Raw genomic sequence first — 16,954 nt, forward strand, 5'->3', positions numbered from 1 at the left:
TTTCCCCCGCATTCCCCCGCACAGTTCTTCTCTCCCCCGATAACCAACCTTCCCGCCCAACTGGGCGGTTGCCGCTCGCTAGTTGATCGAGGCGGCTGTGTAACGGGATGACGTTGGTTCAGTCGATACCCGCGCGATGCATGATGCCAGCCGCGCTAAGGTGTGCGCTACCCAGGGATCTGGAAGTGCACGGGGGGATGCATGGCTCGGGGCGGGGGTGCGGCTGCATGGCTCATCGGCGGAGCGGTCGCAGTGGTTTTCGCGCCTATTGTCCTGTTCATGGGCATTGCGGGTGGCGACGGAGGGGATTCCGATCTGCCGTCCGACGGCACCGGTTCCCTCAACAGCAAGCACGTACCGCCGGAATACGTACCGTGGGTGCTGAAATCCGGCGCGCAATGCCCCGAGATCGGCCCGGCCGTGATCGCAGCGCAGATAGAGGCGGAATCCGGCTGGAATCCCAAGGCCGTATCCCCGGTGGGGGCCCTGGGCCTTTCGCAGTTCATGCCCGGCACCTGGAAGACCTGGGGCCGGGACGATGACAAGAACGGCACCATATCCCCGTACGACGCGGGTGACGCCATCATGGCCCAGGGGCGTTACGACTGCGCCCTCGCGGACCAGATCAGGAATTACGCGAAGAACGGCAACGTCCTGGATCTTGCGCTGGCCGCCTACAACGCCGGCCCCGGCGCGGTGCAGAAATACGGTGGCATGCCGCCGTACGACGAGACGACTGCATACGTCGCGCGCATCAAATCCTTGATCGCGAAGTACGAGGAGGCCACCGGCGGCGGCGCCGAGATTCCGGCCGGGCAGAAGCTGGCGATGCCGGTACGCGGCAACCCGCCCGTCACCTCGCCCTTCGGCATGCGCATGCACCCGACGCTGCACGTACGCAAGCTCCACACCGGCATCGACTTCGGCGCCCCGATGGGCACTCCCATGCGCGCCGCGCTGAAGGGCAAGGTGACCTTCGCCGGCTGGTCGACGGGGTACGGCAACCGCGTGGTCATCTCGCACGGAACGATGGACGGCAAAAAGGTGTCGACCACCTACAACCACATGTCCGCCATCAACGTCCATGTCGGGCAGGAGGTCAATACTGGTGAGCAGGTGGGTGCGGTGGGTTCCACCGGGTTCTCCACCGGTGCACACTGCCACTTCGAGGTGCAGGTGAACGGTCAGTACGTCGATCCGGCCCCGTGGCTGGGGCTCAAGAAGTGACCTCGGCAGACGGGGGTCGTAACGGTGGGAAACGGGGGTTTCGGGCGGTGAAGACCACGACCGTGCGAGTGGGTGGCGCGCGGCGAGCGGGCCTGGCTGCGGCCGTCGCCGCGAGCCTGGCCGTGCTCGCGGGCTGCGGCCTCCCCGGCCTGGAAAGCCCGGACGAGAAGCCGAAGGCGACGCAGCCGTCGTTCGCCGAGAAGGCCCCGCTGCCGTCCGCGAAGCCGCTCGGGCCCGATGCGCACGTGCCCGAGGCGCCGAAGCCGGACCGCCACGACGCGACGGCCGTGGCCAAGGCGTGGGCGCTCATGGCCTACAGCTACGACACGAAGTACGACATGAGCCCGCACGACGCGATCCTGCGGACCGTCCCCTACCTGACCAGCAAGAAGGCCAAGGACGAGCGCAGCTACCGCCCCGCGGCCGGCGCCGGCAACGAGTGGAACACCTGGGCGAAGCACAAGGCGTGGACCAAGGTGAAGCTTCACCTGGAGGTGGACGGCGACGCCCCGGCCGACACGCCCACCAAGGCCCACCGGCAGATCTCCGTCTCCGGCACGGCGACCGGCCGCGACGGCTGGAAGGGCGTCGGCCCACGGGTACAGGCCTTCGTCACGCTCGTCCGCACCGACGCGAAGGACGACTGGCAGGTCAGCCGCGTCGACGCGGTCCCAGCAGCGGTCGTCCCGAGCGCGCCCCCGTCCTCCGAGAAGCAAGACTGAGGACTATCCACTCACTTTACGAAGACGATGGAGCAAAGAATGACGGCAGAGTACGAGTACTTCATCGCCACCGGTGAAGACATGGAGACCCACCGAACCACCGAGGACCTGTGGCGGCGGCCTCTCGGCAGCGAGGAATGGGAGTTCTTGTCCTTCTTCGACTGGGAGTGGCACCGAGCCGGGCCGGGTCACAAGGTCTCGAACGGGCCGAACCCGGATGCCCTGACGCCGGTCACGCCCGAGCGGGCGATGGAGTTGGCGGCGGACCGCGGACGGTGGGCCCTCTACTGGGCTGTCTACCGTGACGAGCCCCGGCCCGGCGAAAAAGCACGCGGTGTCGTACGCCGTAAGTACAGCCTGGAGACCGGTCGCGACGAGGCGTTCGGCCGCGACAAGACCTGGGCTCGCACCACGGCGATCTTTGACTTCCACAGCGCAGGGCCGCACGATCCGCCGCATCTGGTCCCCATCACCGCGGAAGAGGCGGATCAAATCCTGTTCAGGATCCTGGGCGTACAGGGCGCCACAGCGCTGTGAACGATCAGATCGGCTGGCGGGGCAACGCCGAGAAGGGCGAGTCGCATCTGACGCTGACGGTCGCGGACGATGCCCTGGTACAAGCTGCTTGGAAGCAGGCCGAGGCCGCGCGGCCCGCTTTCGACGCGATGATGCGGGAGATTCGCGACCGGACGAACGGGCAGGGGAGCCAGCTCCCCGGCGACCGTCTGTCCGAAGGAGTGGCCGAGGTCGACTACTCGCTGAAAACGCTCGAATCTCTGCGCGGCAAAGTGGCTCGCGAACTCCGCAAAGACCTTGAGGCCACCACGTCGGAGATTCTCGCCGACATGAAGGACCTCAATCGGTACACGCTGCTTTTCGAGGCGGAGTCGTACACCCACGGAGTACAGGAATCGTTCAACGAATTGCGGGCTCGCGGCTTCGACGAGATCAAAGTTCAGAACACCTGGACCGACCCTGTCTACAAGGGGATCAACAGCGCGTGGGAACATCGCGAGACCGGCCAGCGCATTGAGCTGCAGCTGCACACTCCGGACAGCTTCGACGTAAAGATGGCCAACCACAAGCTCTTCGAGCTGGCCCGGTCGGGAGCGCTGGTCGAAGAGTTCGGCAGGGAAAAAGCAGGCCCTTATATCGACGCAGCCAACCAGCTGATGAACGAGCGGTACCAGACGTGCCGCGAGGTCAACGGTGAGAAGCTGCCGATTGTGGAGCCGGCCAACCACGAACAGTTGGCGAAGCCTTTTGCCCGGGTCGAACTGCAGGGAATCGCCGAGGAGAAGCACTTCGCCGCCGTGCGGGAGCGCGCCGGTGAGCCCGCGCCGGCTGTCGTGCCGAATCAGTCCACGCAGCAGAACATGTCCGTCGCCCAACTCGCGGAACTGAAAGGGGGAGTGAAGAACACGCAGACCCAGTCGGCGGCGAGTACGCAGTCGGGTACGCAAGCGGCGGGGCAGGCGGTCAATCCGATCGCCGGCGCGGCGCGGCAGCGGTCCGTCCGGGGGAACGCGCAGAGCACCGGGAACACCGCGGCGCAGGGACCCGCCGCACAGCAGAACGCCGTACGTCCCCGGCAGTTGCCGCAGCAGAACAACAACCCCGGCCGCGGCCGCGGTCAGTGACGCACCGCTGCGTACCAACCCGATGAAACCCATTGCTGCCCGTGGTCACAATGGCCGAGCAGGCGCGGCCGGTCTCCCGTCCGAACGGCGGGGGCACGGAAGATCACGTCCACAGCGAGACCCTGAGTGAGTGCGATATGCCAAGATTCCGCCGCAGTGAGCGGAAACCGGCCGCTGATCAAAGTCAGCAGCCGGCGCCGACTCCGTTCGAAGTGCTGATCACCGAGAACGGTGACTGCACGGTCGGCGGTATGCCCGTGTCCCCCTCCGGGGACGAGGCGCTCCACGATGCGGTGCTCAACTACCTGTACCGACTGGCCATGGCCACCGGGCATCCCGTACGGGCCTCGGTGCACGACGCGCGCAGCGGCTACCTCACCCCTATCGAGGTGCAGACCGACGGGTCCAGCCAGTTCGCCGGGACGCCGGAGCAGGTGGCCCCGCCGGCAGCAACACCGGCCGCGGCACCGGCCCCCCCTCCGGCACCGGACCCCGCACCCGCACCCGCACCGGCCCAGAGCCCCGCGCCCGCACCCACTCCCGCGCCCGCGCCGTCTGCCCAGCCGGCGCCGTCCCCCGCTCCCTCTCCGGCCGCCTCGCCCGTGTCCTCCCAGGACGCAGCGCCATTCACGGGCCCGGCGCCGTCGCCGGAGCCGGTTCCGGCGGCGGAGCCGCAGGCGCGGCCCCATCCGCAGCCGATCGAGCAGCAGGGCGCCCCCGCGGCGCAGCCGGCGCCGCACATACCGGAGCCGGCCCCGCACGCCCCGACGGCCGATCCGCGTACGGCGCCGAGCGGACAGCCCGCGCCGGCCGCGTACGCGCCGTCGTCAGGGCGCGGCGCGCCGGCTCCGCAACCGGCCCCCCGGCCGGGTGCCACCGCCCCGCCCAGCATCCCGCCCGCCCTCGCGGACGCCGTCACCCGGATCAACGACGCCGTCCAGCTGGGCCGCCTGGAATTCGCCGCCGCCACCGCGAACAGTGCGCTCAGCTCCGCGGTACAGGAGTTCGGCGTCGGGCATCCGTACGTGCTCCACCTCCAGGAGCTCTTCGCCCACATTGCGTACCTGGCGCACGACACCGTGAAGTCCGTGGCCATCTACCTCGACGTCTTCCACTACCGGCACAAGCAGAACGACCCGACCGCCTACGACACGTTCCTGCGCGCGGCCAAGGTGTGGCTGGCGATCAAGGACCCGCAGCAGGCGCTGGTGTACGGACAGCAGCTGATCCATACGTGGGTCGAGCTCGCCCGGCCCGGCGGCCCGGCCGCGGCGGACGGGGACAAGATCGAGGCGGCCCGGAAGAGGCTCGCCCGGCTCGCCCAGCACGCCGGTCCGCCCGGGCAGTCCCCGGTCTAGGCCGCGGGCCCCACGGCCCGGCGCCACGGACCGGGCACCGCGGATCGGACCACCACGGCTCGGCCCCACGGCGGCACGTTCGACGGCCGCTTCCCTCACCAACCCGCCATCGCTGCCGCGGAGGACAGGCATGGACCCCAGGGCGTACCCATCCCAGCACGGGCACCGGCCCGCGGACGACGCGTCGCGCACGAGGCGTCTCGGGCAGCAGGAGCGCGACCGGGCCGAGCAGCCGGCCAGGGTGGAGCGCGAGCGCGCGGCGGCAGCGCGCCGGCGCCCGCCGCGCGCCAAGGTCGACCTCTACGTGAACGAGTACTCCGGTACGGTCACCTGGCGCACGCGCATGACGCCGGCCGAGAAGCGGTACCGCTCCGCCTCAGGACCGGGGACGCGGCAGCGGTCCTCGGCCGACGACCGGCGACGGGCCGAGGCCGCGGCACTCCGCTCGGTCGGCATCGATCCCCGGCGCAGCAGGGGAAGCGGCGCCGCGCCCATCCCCACGCATCCCGCCACCGTGCTGGCCGCCACCCACGTGTCCGTGGCCGACATGACGCCCGGCCAGTTGAACGCCCATGCGGCGCGGGTCAGCGCCCTGCGCTCACAGCTGCAGGGCGACACCGCGCGGGCCGGCCGGATGCCGATGAGCAGCGCCGCCCGGCTGCGGTCGGGCCTGGACGCGGCGCGCGTCCACTCGTTGCGCGTGGAGCGCTCCGCCTCGGCGCGGGAGCTGGCGCAGCGCCACCAGCAGCCGCGCCCTCTGCGGACCGAGCAGCGGCAGCGGGGAGCGGGGCCCGCCCAGCGCTGAGCCCCGGGCCTCCGGGGCCACGGGCGGCACCGGCTACGGCGTCGCGGAAGGGGCGGCCACGCCCCACGACCGAGGCCGGGCACGGCCCACGGCCCACGCCAGGAGGCCGGATACGGCAAGGCCGTGCGGCCCACCCCCATGAGGTGGACCGCACGGCCGCAGGGTTGCCCGTAGGTGCCCGGGGGGGCGCCCGTCAGGTCAGATCAGGCCCAGGCCGCGGACCGCTTCGCGCTCGTCGGAGAGCTCCTGGACGGAGGCGTCGATGCGGGTGCGGGAGAAGTCGCTGATCTCCAGGCCCTGGACGATCTCGTACTTGCCGTCCTTGCAGGTGACCGGGAAGGAGGAGATGAGGCCCTCCGGGACGCCGTAGGAGCCGTCCGAGGGGATGCCCATGGAGGTCCAGTCGCCGGCGGCGGTGCCGTTGACCCAGGTGTGGACGTGGTCGATGGCGGCGTTGGCGGCCGAGGCGGCCGAGGACGCGCCGCGGGCCTCGATGATCGCAGCGCCGCGCTTGGCGACGGTCGGGATGAACTCGTCGGCCAGCCACTTCTCGTCGTTGACGACCTCGGCGGCGTTCTTGCCGGCCACCTCGGCGTGGAAGATGTCCGGGTACTGGGTCGCGGAGTGGTTGCCCCAGATCGTGAGCTTCTTGATCTCGGAGACCGGCACGCCGGTCTTCTTCGAGAGCTGCGAGAGCGCACGGTTGTGGTCCAGGCGGGTCATCGCGGTGAAGCGCTCGGCCGGTACGTCCGGCGCCGCGGCCTGCGCGATCAGCGCGTTGGTGTTGGCCGGGTTGCCGACGACCAGGACCTTGATGTCGTCCGCCGCGTGGTCGTTGATGGCCTTGCCCTGCGGCTTGAAGATGCCGCCGTTGGCCTCCAGCAGGTCACCGCGCTCCATGCCCTTGGTACGGGGGCGGGCGCCGACCAGGAGGGCGACGTTCGCGCCGTCGAAGGCGACGTTCGGGTCGTCGGTGATCTCGATGCCCTGCAGCAGCGGGAAGGCGCAGTCGTCGAGCTCCATCGCGGTGCCCTCGGCGGCCTTCAGGCCCTGCGGGATCTCCAGGAGCCGCAGCTTGACCGGCACGTCGGCGCCGAGCAGGTGACCGGAAGCGATGCGGAAGAGGAGTGCGTAGCCGATCTGGCCGGCGGCGCCGGTGACGGTGACATTGACGGGAGTGCGGGTCATGGCGATCTCCTGCGGCGAGTTTCTTCTGGGGGCAAGCCCCAGAGCCACCATGGAAGCGGTGGGCGGTGGGTGTTCCTGCCCATGTATACGGAGTCTCACGATGCCTCGATGTATCTCGGTATCAAGAGACCCGGGCGTCAGGCTATCGGACGGCGGCGCGCGTCCGATGACAGGCCGGTGTGTGACTCCTCACCGGCCGTCACCCCTCGACGGTCGCCGGCCGTGCGCCCGGAGGCGTACGGCCGGCTCGCGGCAGGGGTGGACGGCCGTTCGCGACAAGGAGGGGGAGCACGAACGGCCGCCGGGTGGTGCCACGCCCGTGGGGGGCCGACCGGTCGCCTGCCCCGAAACCGCCGGGCCATGCCCCCGGTTCCGCGGTACGCCCCGAATGGCGCAATGGGGTGATGGGGAGCGGGAGGGCGGTGCGGTGGGAGGTGACGGCTGGGGCTTCCGTCCCCTGGGGGGCAGAACCTGCCGGGCCTCCCCCACGCCCCCCTACGGCCCGGCTTTCCCTAAGGTCCCGGCTTCGTGCAGCTCTGGTAGCCCGCGTTCGTCGTGCCGCACGCCTTGACCTTCTCCGGGGCCCCGGTGACCGGGACCATCGCGGTGTACGCGGAGCCGTCGCGGGCCGCCCGCGCCTGCTCCGTGTGCCCGCCGGACGTGACGCTGGCGCGGTCACCCTGCGCGGCCCCCGTGAGGCGGGCCCAGGCGGCGCCGCACACCTTGCTGTACCGGACCTCGATCAGCGCGCTGCCCATGACGCCGCGCGAGGGCGTCGTGGCCTGGTCGCCGCCGCAGCCCATCTCCTCGGGGTCCTTGCCGACGCAGCCGGCACCGGCGCACTTCACGCCGGACGGCAGTGCGGACTGCTGGGACGGGGTGGGCGCGGCCGGCGCGGGCTTGGCCTGCTGTCCGCCGTCCCCGCTGCCGAGCAGCAGTACGGCGGCCGCGATGAGCAGCAGCGCCCCGACGACGCCGGTCACGAACATCGTGGCGCGGCGACGGCGCTCCGGGTCGGGTCCGGCGGCGGGTCCGGCAGCGGGGGGCCGGTGGCCGGGTACGGACGGAGGGACGGGGGGCGCGGGGGACGACGGCGGCGCGGCGGACGCGGACGCGGGCGCGGCATGCGCTGCCGGAGCCGGGGCCTCGACGTCGGCCGCGGAAGGCGCTGAGGAGGCCGGGGGCGCTGAGGCGGCCGAAGGGGCCGAGGAGGCTGCCGGGGCCGGCGCCTCGCCCGTCTCGGAGGCGCGCTGGTGCGGTACCTGCGTCGCGGCCGGTGCCTCGGACGGCGTCGCCCGTACGTACGCCTCCGGCGGCGCGGTGGCCGCCCGGCCGGCGCCCTTGGTGCCGGAGCGCTTGCCGGGGCCCCGCGCGGTGTCCGGTGCCGGGCCGAACTCCCCCAGCGCGGCCCGTGCTTCGGCGACCCGTATCGCCTCCATGGTGACGTCGTGCCGCATCTCGGCGCGGCTCCAGGCGCGTTCGGCCAGTTCCCACATCGTGGTGAGGTGGCCGGCGTGCGCGCCCGTCACCTCGGCCAGCGCGAGCACCGCGCGGCGCGGCGCCAGCAGCCGTCCGTTGAGATACCGCTCCCAGGACGTCTTGCTGTAGCCCGTGCGGTCGGCGACGGCCGATATGCTCAGGCCGCTGCGGTCCACGAGTCTGCGTAACTGATCGGCGAACTCCCTCACCTGCGGGTCGAGTTCGTCCGGTAGCGCCCTCCAGCGAGGCATTGCCTCCCCCTATCCCCCCGAACTGCTGCGGCTATCCGTTGGGATGCCAGTCGTCAGGATGCCAGTTCCCGTGGAGAGGGCGCAGGAAAGCGTTCATGCTTTGGACACGCGCCCCGCACGCCGGACACGTGCGGGGGCGCCGCCTCCGCGCCCCCGGCCGTCCACGTCGTTACGCGTACCGACGCCCCTGTGGGCGCCGCCCGGACAGCCCTCTCGTGGACGCCCGTACCGGCGCCTCTACGGAAGGCGTCCGGTCAGCGCACCGTGAAGTGGACGATGTCGTCCAGGAAGGGCAGCGACAGCCAGGGATCGGGCTGGATCATGAGGCCCAGCATCACGATCACGAAGCCGAGCCCGCCGTACGTCGCCATGTCCGTGAAGCGCGACCGTACGGCGAGCATGCCGACGGACGGCAGGATGCGCCGCAGTACGGCGCCGGCCAGCAGCGCCAGCCCGATCAGCAGGGTGCCCACCCGGAAGGCGTCGAACGCGATCACCAGCAGGCCGAGCGCGACGCCGCCGATGACCGTGAGCAGCGGCCACTGGCGGACCGGCGCGGGCGCGTCACCGGGCGCCGCGCGCCCGCCGCCCTGCGGACGCGCCGTGTCCTTCGTGATCAGCGGAAAGCGCCGGGTGAGGCGCTGCGGCCTGGACACCCCGTCCGAGTGCGCTCCGGCGTTCATGCGGCTCGCTGCCCTTCTGTCGTCCGTACGTCGTCGCCGCGCGGTGGCTCAGCCGGCCGCGCGCTCGGCGGCCTCCACCACGTTCACCAGCAGCATGGCGCGGGTCATCGGGCCGACGCCACCGGGGTTGGGGGCGACGAAACCGGCCACCTCGCGCACGCCGGGATGCACATCGCCGACGATCTTGCCGTTCTCGTCCCGGCTGACGCCGACGTCCAGGACGGCCGCGCCCTCCTTGACGTACTCCGGCTTGATCAGGTGCGGCGATCCTGCCGCCGCCACGATGATGTCGGCTTCCTTGAGGTGCTTGGCCAGGTCCCGGGTGCCGGTGTGGCACTGGGTCACGGTGGCGTTCTCGGACTTGCGGGTGAGCAGCAGCGGCATCGAGCGGCCGATGGTCACGCCGCGGCCGACCACGACGACCTCGGCGCCCTTGATCTCGACATCGTACTGGCGCAGCAGGCGCAGGATGCCGTTGGGCGTGCAGGGCAGCGGTGCCTGCTCGTTGAGGACCAGGCGGCCGAGGTTGGTGGGGTGCAGGCCGTCGGCGTCCTTGGCGGGGTCGATCAGCTCCAGGACGCGGTTCTCGTTGATGCCCTTGGGCAGCGGCAGCTGGACGATGTAGCCGGTGCAGGCCGGGTCCTCGTTCAGCTCGCGGACGACCGCCTCGATCTCCTCCTGGGTCGCGGTGGCCGGCAGCTCGCGCTGGATGGACGCGATGCCGATCTCGGCGCAGTCGCGGTGCTTGCCCGCGACGTACTTCTGGCTGCCGGGGTCCTCGCCGACCAGGACGGTGCCCAGACCCGGCTGGACACCCTTCGCCTTCAGCGCCGCCACGCGGGCGGACAGGTCGGACTTGATCGCGGCGGCGGTGGCCTTGCCATCGAGAATCTGGGCGCTCATGGCTCCTATCCTCCCGGATGACGGGCCCGGCGTACCAATCAGGGCGGGCTTCGGGACGTGACGCGCGTAGAAGCGCCGGGGTTGTCGCGAGCGCACCACAAAGCCGTCCAGTCTCGGTAACAGGAAGAGCACATATCGGGATCGACCGGTGACCAGTGCCCCTCGTCGGCTGGACAAAGTCTTTATCCGGACTTCACGATGTTGCGCACGTGCCGCATTCGCAGGAGGGGCCGAATGCGACGGCGGCACGCTCGGGGGAGAACACCAGGCACTCTTCACGGCTCGCGCGGCCCCGCCGCGGGGGCGGTGCGGTGGCTTCCCGTCGTCAACGTCGGCCCGCCACAGTCCCCGCCCGAAGGAAGCCTTCCGTGAGTTACCCTCCGCCGCCCGCCGGCGATCCGAACAACCCCTACGGCCAGCAGCCGCCCCAGGGCCAGCCCGGTTACGGCTACCCCCAGCAGGCCCCCCAGGGCGTCCCGCCCCAGCAGGGCTACGGCTACCCGCAGCAGGGCGCCGGCGTGCCGCCGCAGCAGGGTTACGGCTACCCCCAGCAGCAGCCGCCGGCCGGCACCGTGCAGGCCAACAACGGCTACATCAACCTCGTCACCGGCCCCGTGCTTCTCGCGACGATGGGCCAGCGCTTCCTGGCGCGCCTGGTGGACGGCCTGATCGTCGGCGTGATCATGACGATCGCCATGGTCGCGGGCATGGGCAGCGTCGTCGGCATCGCCGGCAACGCGGCCGACGACTGCGGCAGCTACATGGACCCGGGCTACGACGCCTGCATGAACGAGGCGGCCGCGCAGGCCGGCAGCGGCTTCGCCGTCATGTTCGGCATACTCGGCATCTTCGCCCTCTTCATGCTGCTCTACGAGTGGCTGATGATCGGCATCAAGGGCGCCACCTTCGGCAAGATGGCGCTCGGCCTGCGGGTCGTCCGCGAGTCCACCGGCCAGGTGCCGGGCGTGGGCGCGGGCTTCATCCGCTACATCATCCCGATGGTCGGTGCCTTCCTCTGCTACATCGGCGCCGCGCTGGTCTACCTGTCGCCGTTCTTCGACAGCACCGGCAAGCTCCAGGGCTGGCACGACCGCGCCGCCGGCACGGTGGTCATCAAGAAGTGACACCCGGCCGTGCGCCTGAGCGCACGGCGCACGCAGGACAGGGCCCGTACCCCGGTGGGTACGGGCCCTGTCCGTTTCCCCGGCAGGCGGTCAGGCGCTCAGCGAGCGCGCGTAGTTGACCTGCTGCGTGACCTGGAACGCCACGCTCTCGTGCGTCGCCGGGATCATCGTCGCGTGGTACTTCCCGCCGCTGTTCACCGCCACCTGGACGTACCCGGTGGTGGTCTTCTCCTTCATGAGGAGGAAGAGCAGGCCGAGGAAGCAGAAGAGGAAGAAGACGACGGCCAGCACGATCGCGTGCGTCGGCAGCTTCTCCTCGGTGCGCGACATGTCCTGGACGGTCCACACGGCGCCCTTGAGCGGCAGTTGGCCGGCCGGCGTGAGGATGCCGTCGGGGGTGACGGTGATGTCACCGAGCACCAGGAGGGGCTGCACGTAACCACCCTGGGCGGCCCCCTGTCCTGGCACACCGCCCGCCTGGGGGTAGCCGTACCCGGGCGGGCCCGGTGGCGGAGCGGCAGGCCCCGGGTAGCCGTATGCGGCGCCCGGCGGCGGCCCCGCCGGGGGCGGCGGCGTTCCCCCTGGTGGTGGCTGGTCCGCAGGGCCGAAGCCGCCGTGCGGTGGCGTGTTTCCGTCACTCATGCGGCGGAGTATGCCGCATGCGCAGGAGACGCGTCGCCCGTACGGCCGGGGCCGCCCCACCCGTGGGTGCGGCGGCCCCGGCCTTCGTACGTGCGGTACGCGCTCAGTGGAAGAAGTGGCGCGTGCCCGTGAAGTACATCGTGACGCCGGCCTTCTTGGCGGCCTCGACGACCAGCTCGTCGCGGACCGAGCCGCCGGGCTGGGCGACGGCCTTGATGCCGGCGGCGGTCAGGACCTCCAGGCCGTCGGGGAACGGGAAGAACGCGTCGGAGGCGGCGTACGAGCCGCGCGCCCGCTCCTCGCCCGCGCGCTCCACCGCGAGCTTCGCGGAGTCCACGCGGTTGACCTGGCCCATGCCCACGCCGACCGTCGCGCCGTCCTTGGCGAGCAGGATCGCGTTGGACTTCACCGCGCGCGAGGCGCGCCAGGCGAAGGCCAGCTCGGCGAGCTCGGCCTCGGAGAGCGCCTCACCGGTGGCGAGGGTCCAGTTGGCCGGGTCGTCGCCGTCGGCCTGGAGGCGGTCGGCGACCTGGACGAGCGCGCCGCCGTCGATGGCCTTGACCTCAACCTCGGCCTTCGGGGCCTCGGGGGCACGCAGCACGCGGATGTTCTTCTTGCGGGCGAGCACCTCGACGGCGCCGTCCTCGTAGTCCGGGGCCACGATGACCTCGGTGAAGATCTCGGCGACCTGCTCGGCCATCGCCACGGAGACCGGGCGGTTCACGGCGATCACGCCGCCGAAGGCGGACAGCGGGTCGCACTCGTGCGCCTTGCGATGCGCCTCGGCGACGTCCGCGCCGATCGCGATGCCGCAGGGGTTGGCGTGCTTGATGATCGCCACGCAGGGCTCGGCGTGGTCGTACGCGGCCCGGCGCGCGGCGTCGGTGTCCGTGTAGTTGTTGTACGACATCTCCTTGCCGTGCAGCTGCTCGGCCTGGGCCAGGCCGCCGCCCTCGGCGCCGACGTACAGCGCGGCGCCCTGGTGCGGGTTCTCGCCGTAGCGCAGCACGTTCTTGCGGGTGTAGGTGGCGCCGGTGAAGTCGGGGAAGCCGCTGTCGTCGGCGGCCGCGTAGTCATCGGCGAACCAGGACGCGACGGCCACGTCGTACGAGGCGGTGTGCTGGAAGGCCTCGGCCGCCAGCCGCTTGCGGGTGGCGAGGTCGAAGCCACCCCCGGAGGCGGCCTCGAGCACGTCGTCGTAGCGGGCCGGGTTCACGACCACGGCCACCGACGGGTGGTTCTTGGCGGCGGCGCGGACCATGGAGGGGCCGCCGATGTCGATCTGCTCCACGCACTCGTCCGGGGTCGCGCCGGAGGCGACGGTCTCGCGGAACGGGTAGAGGTTCACGATCACCAGGTCGAACGGCTCGACGCCCAGGTCGGCCAGCTGCTTCCGGTGGTCGTCCAGGCGCAGGTCGGCGAGGATGCCGGCGTGCACCTTCGGGTGCAGCGTCTTCACGCGCCCGTCCAGGCACTCGGGGAAGCCGGTCAGCTCCTCGACCTTGGTGACCGGGACGCCGGCCGCGGCGATCCTCCCGGCGGTGGAACCGGTGGACACGAGCTGGACGCCCGCCGCGTGCAGCCCCTTCGCCAGCTCTTCCAGCCCGGTCTTGTCGTAGACGCTGACCAGCGCGCGGCGGATGGGCCGCTTGGTGCCTTCGGCGGTCTCGGTCACGGGATAACTACCTTTCGTCCCTCAGTGCGGTAGCCGTTACGGGCCAGACGCCCCACGACATCGACGAGCAGCGAGCGCTCGACTTCCTTGATCCGCTCGTGCAGCGCGGATTCGTCGTCCTCGTCCCGGACCTCGACCACGCCCTGGGCGATGACCGGACCGGTGTCGACGCCGTCGTCGACGAAGTGGACGGTGCAGCCGGTGACCTTCGCGCCGTACGCGAGCGCGTCGCGCACGCCGTGGGCACCGGGAAAGCTGGGCAGCAGGGCCGGGTGGGTGTTCACGGTCCGGCCGCCGAAACGGGCGAGGAACTCCTTGCCCAAGATCTTCATGAAGCCCGCCGAGACCACCAGGTCCGGCTCGTACGCGGCGGTCGCCTCGGTGAGCGCCCGGTCCCACGCGGCGCGGTCGGCGTGGTCCTTGACCCGGCAGACGAAGACCGGCAGCCCGGCGCGCTCGGCGCGCTCCAGGCCGGCGATGCCGTCCCGGTCGGCGCCGACGGCCACGACCTCGGCGCCGTACGCCTCCGTGCCCTGCTCGGCGATGGCGTCCAGCAGCGCCTGGAGATTGGTGCCGGAACCGGACACCAGCGCGACGATCCGGGCCGGGCGGCCGGGACGTGCGGGCGCGGGGACGGTGAGTGGGGAGGAAGCCACGGCGGTTCTTTCTCGGTCTCGCGAGCTTTGTGTGGTCGTACAAGGCCATGGGTACCGGAAATCCGGGGAACCCTACGAAGGCGCCGACCGTCAGCAACGATACCGGCACACCGCGCGGCCCCCACGGGACGGGGGCGGACGCGGAAGGTAGCGTCGGGCGTGGAAGCGCATGTGATCTCCCGGAGAACGGGGTGGATCACATGGGATTCGTGGTGACCCGCCGCCGGACTGACGGCCCGGCGGGCGGACGAGACAAGGGGAAGACGCACCTCAGATGACGGACCGACGCCGCCCGGCGGCCCACCTTCTCCTCCCGATGCCCGCCACCGCTCCCGGGGCGGTGCTGCTGCCGCGCGAGCAGAAGCCGTCGTCCTCCTCGGAGGGAGCGGAGGGAGAGGACCGGGGCCGCGACGGCCGGGACCGCGACGACCGTGGCCGCGAGGACCGGGACAACCCCTTCGCCGCACCGCCCGCCGGCACGCCCGACCAGGAGTGGCGTCCCCGGCACGCGCACTCCGGTCAGCACGGCGACGACGCCGAGGGCTCCTCGGGCGAGCACGACGCCGGTACGGGCTGGGGCAGCCAGTGGAGCAGCCGCCAGCCGGGCCGGCAGAGCGGCGGGTTCGGCAGCCGACCCGGCCGCGGCGGCCCGGAGGGCCCGAACGGCACCGGCGGTCCCGGCGGCCCCGGCCAGACCGGGCTGCGCTGGGACCCGACCGATCCGGCCCAGCGGCGGGCGCGCTACGCCCTGCTCTCGGGCATGTGGGCGTTCTTCTTCGCGCTCTTCAGCCTCCCCGAGCTGGCCCTGCTGCTCGGCGCGCTGGCGCTGTACTGGGGCATCAGCTCGCTGCGCGCCAAGCCCCGCGCGGCCAAGCAGGGCACGGGCAGGCCGGGCCGCGCGAAGGCCACCGCTGCCGACGTCGCGGGCGGCGGTCCGCCGCACGTCAGCACCACCCCCACGGCGGGCCCGCCGCACGCGACCGCCGGCAACACCGGCACGCCCCCGGCGGTGTACGGCGGCGGTCGGCCGCAGACCACCGCGGCGCTGAGCGGGCTGGTCACGGCGTGCCTGGCGCTGGCCATCGTGGCCGCGGGCTTCACCCTGCAGCTCGTGTACAAGGACTACTTCACCTGCGTGAACGACGCGCTGACCCAGTCGGCGCGGCACTCCTGCGAGAAGCTCCTGCCGGAGCAGCTGCGGCCGATCCTCAGCGTGCAGGAGTAGCGCGCCCAGGAGCAGCCGAGCCGAGGGGCGGGTTCAGCGCGGGCGCGTGCGCCCTGACCGGACCCGTGCCGCGGGCCCGTACGGATGATCAGTCCAGGCCCGGACCGCCCAGCCCGCCCGGCCACTCCGGTGCGGGGCCCGAGCCGGGCCGCGGCGCCTCGGGCGCAGAACCGGCCGGGCCGTCCGGCCGCTCGCTCCCGTCCGGTGCGACCGGTGCGCCCAGACCGCCCGAGACGCGGCGCAGCTCGGCCCAGCGGGTGCGGCGGGAGCCCGTCTCGTGCCAGGGGTGCGCGGCAGCGCCGGCAGCCGTACGCCGCCGCAGCCGCAGGCGCCGTACCCACTCGCTCCCGGCCCCGCGGTCGCGCTCCGCGCGGTGCGCGCCGCCGCTCCGCCGGGCCACGCGCGCCGTGCCGTCCCGGCGCGCCTTCCGCTCGGCGCGGGCCACCGCCCGTTCCTGCGCGGCGGCCCGGCCCCGCGCCGCCGTCCGTTCCCTGTGCTCGGCGCGGGCCTCCCGCCGTGCCGCGCGTGCTTCCCTGCGCTCCTCCCGGCCGGACCAGTACGCCCGGAGCCCGGTCACCGGGGAGCGGCCGAGCCGGCGCCAGAGGTACCACTCGCGCAGGAGCAGGGCGCCCGGTACGGCGACGGCCGCCGTCCAGCCGGCCGCCGCCGCGCCCGTGAGCAACCAGGCCGGGCCGACGTGCCGGAGCGCCGCGGTGCCGAGCGCGCCGCCCGCGAGGCCCGCCAGTACGGCGGCGCCCGCCCCGCACCAGAGCGCTGCCAGCGCGGCGACCGTGGCGGTGGCCCGGCGGTTCCAGCGCAGCAGCCGGGCTTCCGCCGCCCGCGCGTGCCGCCGTCCGGCCGGTGACGGGTCGTCCGCCCGCCGCTCCGCCAGCCGCACCCCCTCCACCGCGGCACGCGCGGGCCGGGCCGCGTACCAGGCGGCGGCCGCGCCGGCGGCGACGGGCCCCACGGCGACCGCCCAGGTCAGCGGCGATCCGGCACCCTCCGGCGGGACCGCGCCGAGCAGCGGGAAGGGCGGCAGCCCCGGCGGGTGGGCGGTGGCCCCGAGCGGGCCCACCGTGCTGCCGGCGCCGAGCGTGAAGCCCGGGCCCAGCGCGTACGCGGCGCCCCAGACGGCCGCGTTCGGCAGCAGCAGGAGGCAGACCAGCAGGACCGTGCCGCGGCCCGGCCAGTCCTGGGTGAGCTGGAGCAGGCCGTCGCGTACCGCGCCCGCGTGCCACGCCAGGCCGGTCAGCACGAGCAGCGCGCCGGTGGCGAGCAGCACCGCGCCGGCCGCGCAGGCCGCCCGCAGCGCCGCGGCCCGCCGGGGCCGGGCGAGTGCCGCGCGCATCCCGGGCGGCAGCGCGGCCCGGATC

The 16,954-nt window shown here is 72.6% G+C and carries 16 protein-coding genes; 8 read left to right on the top strand and 8 right to left on the bottom strand.

From position 1 onward, the window contains the following. Positions 1-279: 279 nt before the first annotated feature. From C3486_RS11960 to C3486_RS11985, 6 genes are all read left to right on the top strand, one after another. Entirely contained in the window at positions 280-1,227 is a 948-nt protein-coding gene (locus C3486_RS11960) for a peptidoglycan DD-metalloendopeptidase family protein (RefSeq protein WP_258052724.1), read from the top strand. Between the two features lie 47 nt (positions 1,228-1,274). After that, positions 1,275-1,949, top strand: a complete 675-nt coding sequence (locus C3486_RS11965; protein ID WP_146074987.1) for a hypothetical protein — start codon at positions 1,275-1,277, stop codon at positions 1,947-1,949. Between the two features lie 39 nt (positions 1,950-1,988). Beyond that, a complete protein-coding gene (locus C3486_RS11970; RefSeq protein ID WP_103832611.1) occupies positions 1,989-2,486 on the top strand; it encodes a hypothetical protein in 498 nt (165 codons plus the stop codon). Next, the gene (locus C3486_RS11975; protein ID WP_103832612.1) at positions 2,483-3,589 is read left to right on the top strand and encodes a hypothetical protein; all 1,107 of its coding nucleotides are present in this window, start codon (positions 2,483-2,485) and stop codon (positions 3,587-3,589) included. The genes C3486_RS11970 and C3486_RS11975 overlap by 4 nt, the downstream gene beginning before the upstream one ends. Before the next feature lie 251 nt (positions 3,590-3,840). Further along, complete coding sequence (locus tag C3486_RS11980) at positions 3,841-4,947, top strand: hypothetical protein (protein WP_146074988.1); 1,107 nt, start codon at positions 3,841-3,843, stop codon at positions 4,945-4,947. Positions 4,948-5,077: 130 nt separating this feature from the next. Beyond that, on the top strand, positions 5,078-5,752 hold the full coding sequence (locus C3486_RS11985; protein WP_103832614.1) for a hypothetical protein: 675 nt from the start codon (positions 5,078-5,080) through the stop codon (positions 5,750-5,752). A 198-nt stretch (positions 5,753-5,950) separates the two neighbouring features. Here the strand turns inward: C3486_RS11985 and C3486_RS11990 are convergent, their stop codons facing one another. The 4 genes from C3486_RS11990 to C3486_RS12005 form a co-directional block, all read right to left on the bottom strand. After that, positions 5,951-6,940: a malate dehydrogenase gene (locus tag C3486_RS11990; RefSeq protein ID WP_103832615.1), complete on the bottom strand. Its 990-nt coding sequence runs from the start codon at positions 6,938-6,940 to the stop codon at positions 5,951-5,953. 512 nt (positions 6,941-7,452) lie between these two features. Further along, positions 7,453-8,670 (bottom strand): XRE family transcriptional regulator, encoded by a 1,218-nt coding sequence (locus C3486_RS11995; RefSeq protein ID WP_103832616.1) that lies wholly within the window; start codon positions 8,668-8,670, stop codon positions 7,453-7,455. 254 nt (positions 8,671-8,924) lie between these two features. Beyond that, positions 8,925-9,353: a DUF3017 domain-containing protein gene (locus C3486_RS12000; RefSeq protein ID WP_103832617.1), complete on the bottom strand. Its 429-nt coding sequence runs from the start codon at positions 9,351-9,353 to the stop codon at positions 8,925-8,927. Between the two features lie 48 nt (positions 9,354-9,401). Then, positions 9,402-10,256 (bottom strand): bifunctional methylenetetrahydrofolate dehydrogenase/methenyltetrahydrofolate cyclohydrolase, encoded by an 855-nt coding sequence (locus C3486_RS12005; RefSeq protein ID WP_103832618.1) that lies wholly within the window; start codon positions 10,254-10,256, stop codon positions 9,402-9,404. 368 nt (positions 10,257-10,624) lie between these two features. Here C3486_RS12005 and C3486_RS12010 point away from each other — a divergent pair, with 368 nt between their 5' ends. Continuing rightward, positions 10,625-11,380: an RDD family protein gene (locus tag C3486_RS12010; protein ID WP_103832619.1), complete on the top strand. Its 756-nt coding sequence runs from the start codon at positions 10,625-10,627 to the stop codon at positions 11,378-11,380. 90 nt (positions 11,381-11,470) lie between these two features. Here the strand turns inward: C3486_RS12010 and C3486_RS37980 are convergent, their stop codons facing one another. The 3 genes from C3486_RS37980 to purN all read right to left on the bottom strand — a co-directional run bounded on the left by C3486_RS37980 (position 11,471) and on the right by purN (position 14,353). After that, complete coding sequence (locus tag C3486_RS37980) at positions 11,471-12,022, bottom strand: hypothetical protein (protein ID WP_374936852.1); 552 nt, start codon at positions 12,020-12,022, stop codon at positions 11,471-11,473. Positions 12,023-12,125: 103 nt separating this feature from the next. After that, the gene (gene purH, locus C3486_RS12020; RefSeq protein ID WP_103832620.1) at positions 12,126-13,697 is read right to left on the bottom strand and encodes a bifunctional phosphoribosylaminoimidazolecarboxamide formyltransferase/IMP cyclohydrolase; all 1,572 of its coding nucleotides are present in this window, start codon (positions 13,695-13,697) and stop codon (positions 12,126-12,128) included. Next, positions 13,694-14,353: a phosphoribosylglycinamide formyltransferase gene (purN, locus tag C3486_RS12025; RefSeq protein WP_103832621.1), complete on the bottom strand. Its 660-nt coding sequence runs from the start codon at positions 14,351-14,353 to the stop codon at positions 13,694-13,696. Before purN ends, purH begins: the two co-directional genes overlap by 4 nt. A gap of 274 nt (positions 14,354-14,627) precedes the next feature. On the opposite strand from purN, the gene C3486_RS12030 reads away from it, so the two are divergent. Next, positions 14,628-15,578: a hypothetical protein gene (locus C3486_RS12030; RefSeq protein ID WP_103832622.1), complete on the top strand. Its 951-nt coding sequence runs from the start codon at positions 14,628-14,630 to the stop codon at positions 15,576-15,578. Between the two features lie 88 nt (positions 15,579-15,666). Here the strand turns inward: C3486_RS12030 and C3486_RS37235 are convergent. Beyond that, a partial coding sequence (locus tag C3486_RS37235) for a DUF6350 family protein (protein WP_258052725.1) occupies positions 15,667-16,954 on the bottom strand: 1,288 nt, incomplete at its 5' end.

The organism is Streptomyces sp. Ru73, assembly GCF_002920575.1.
Classification (GTDB): Bacteria; Actinomycetota; Actinomycetes; order Streptomycetales; family Streptomycetaceae; genus Streptomyces.

What these genes read in the sequence shown, in the direction of transcription:
- C3486_RS11960 (WP_258052724.1), top strand. Translation starts at nt 280, where the DNA reads ATGGGCATTGCGGGTGGCGACGGAGGGGATTCCGATCTGCCGTCCGAC.
- C3486_RS11970 (WP_103832611.1), top strand. Translation starts at nt 1,989, where the DNA reads ATGACGGCAGAGTACGAGTACTTCATCGCCACCGGTGAAGACATGGAG.
- C3486_RS11980 (WP_146074988.1), top strand. Translation starts at nt 3,841, where the DNA reads ATGCCCGTGTCCCCCTCCGGGGACGAGGCGCTCCACGATGCGGTGCTC.
- C3486_RS11985 (WP_103832614.1), top strand. Translation starts at nt 5,078, where the DNA reads ATGGACCCCAGGGCGTACCCATCCCAGCACGGGCACCGGCCCGCGGAC.
- C3486_RS11990 (WP_103832615.1), bottom strand. Translation starts at nt 6,940, where the DNA reads ATGACCCGCACTCCCGTCAATGTCACCGTCACCGGCGCCGCCGGCCAG.
- C3486_RS11995 (WP_103832616.1), bottom strand. Translation starts at nt 8,670, where the DNA reads ATGCCTCGCTGGAGGGCGCTACCGGACGAACTCGACCCGCAGGTGAGG.
- C3486_RS12000 (WP_103832617.1), bottom strand. Translation starts at nt 9,353, where the DNA reads ATGAACGCCGGAGCGCACTCGGACGGGGTGTCCAGGCCGCAGCGCCTC.
- C3486_RS12005 (WP_103832618.1), bottom strand. Translation starts at nt 10,256, where the DNA reads ATGAGCGCCCAGATTCTCGATGGCAAGGCCACCGCCGCCGCGATCAAG.
- C3486_RS37980 (WP_374936852.1), bottom strand. Translation starts at nt 12,022, where the DNA reads ATGAGTGACGGAAACACGCCACCGCACGGCGGCTTCGGCCCTGCGGAC.
- C3486_RS12030 (WP_103832622.1), top strand. Translation starts at nt 14,628, where the DNA reads ATGACGGACCGACGCCGCCCGGCGGCCCACCTTCTCCTCCCGATGCCC.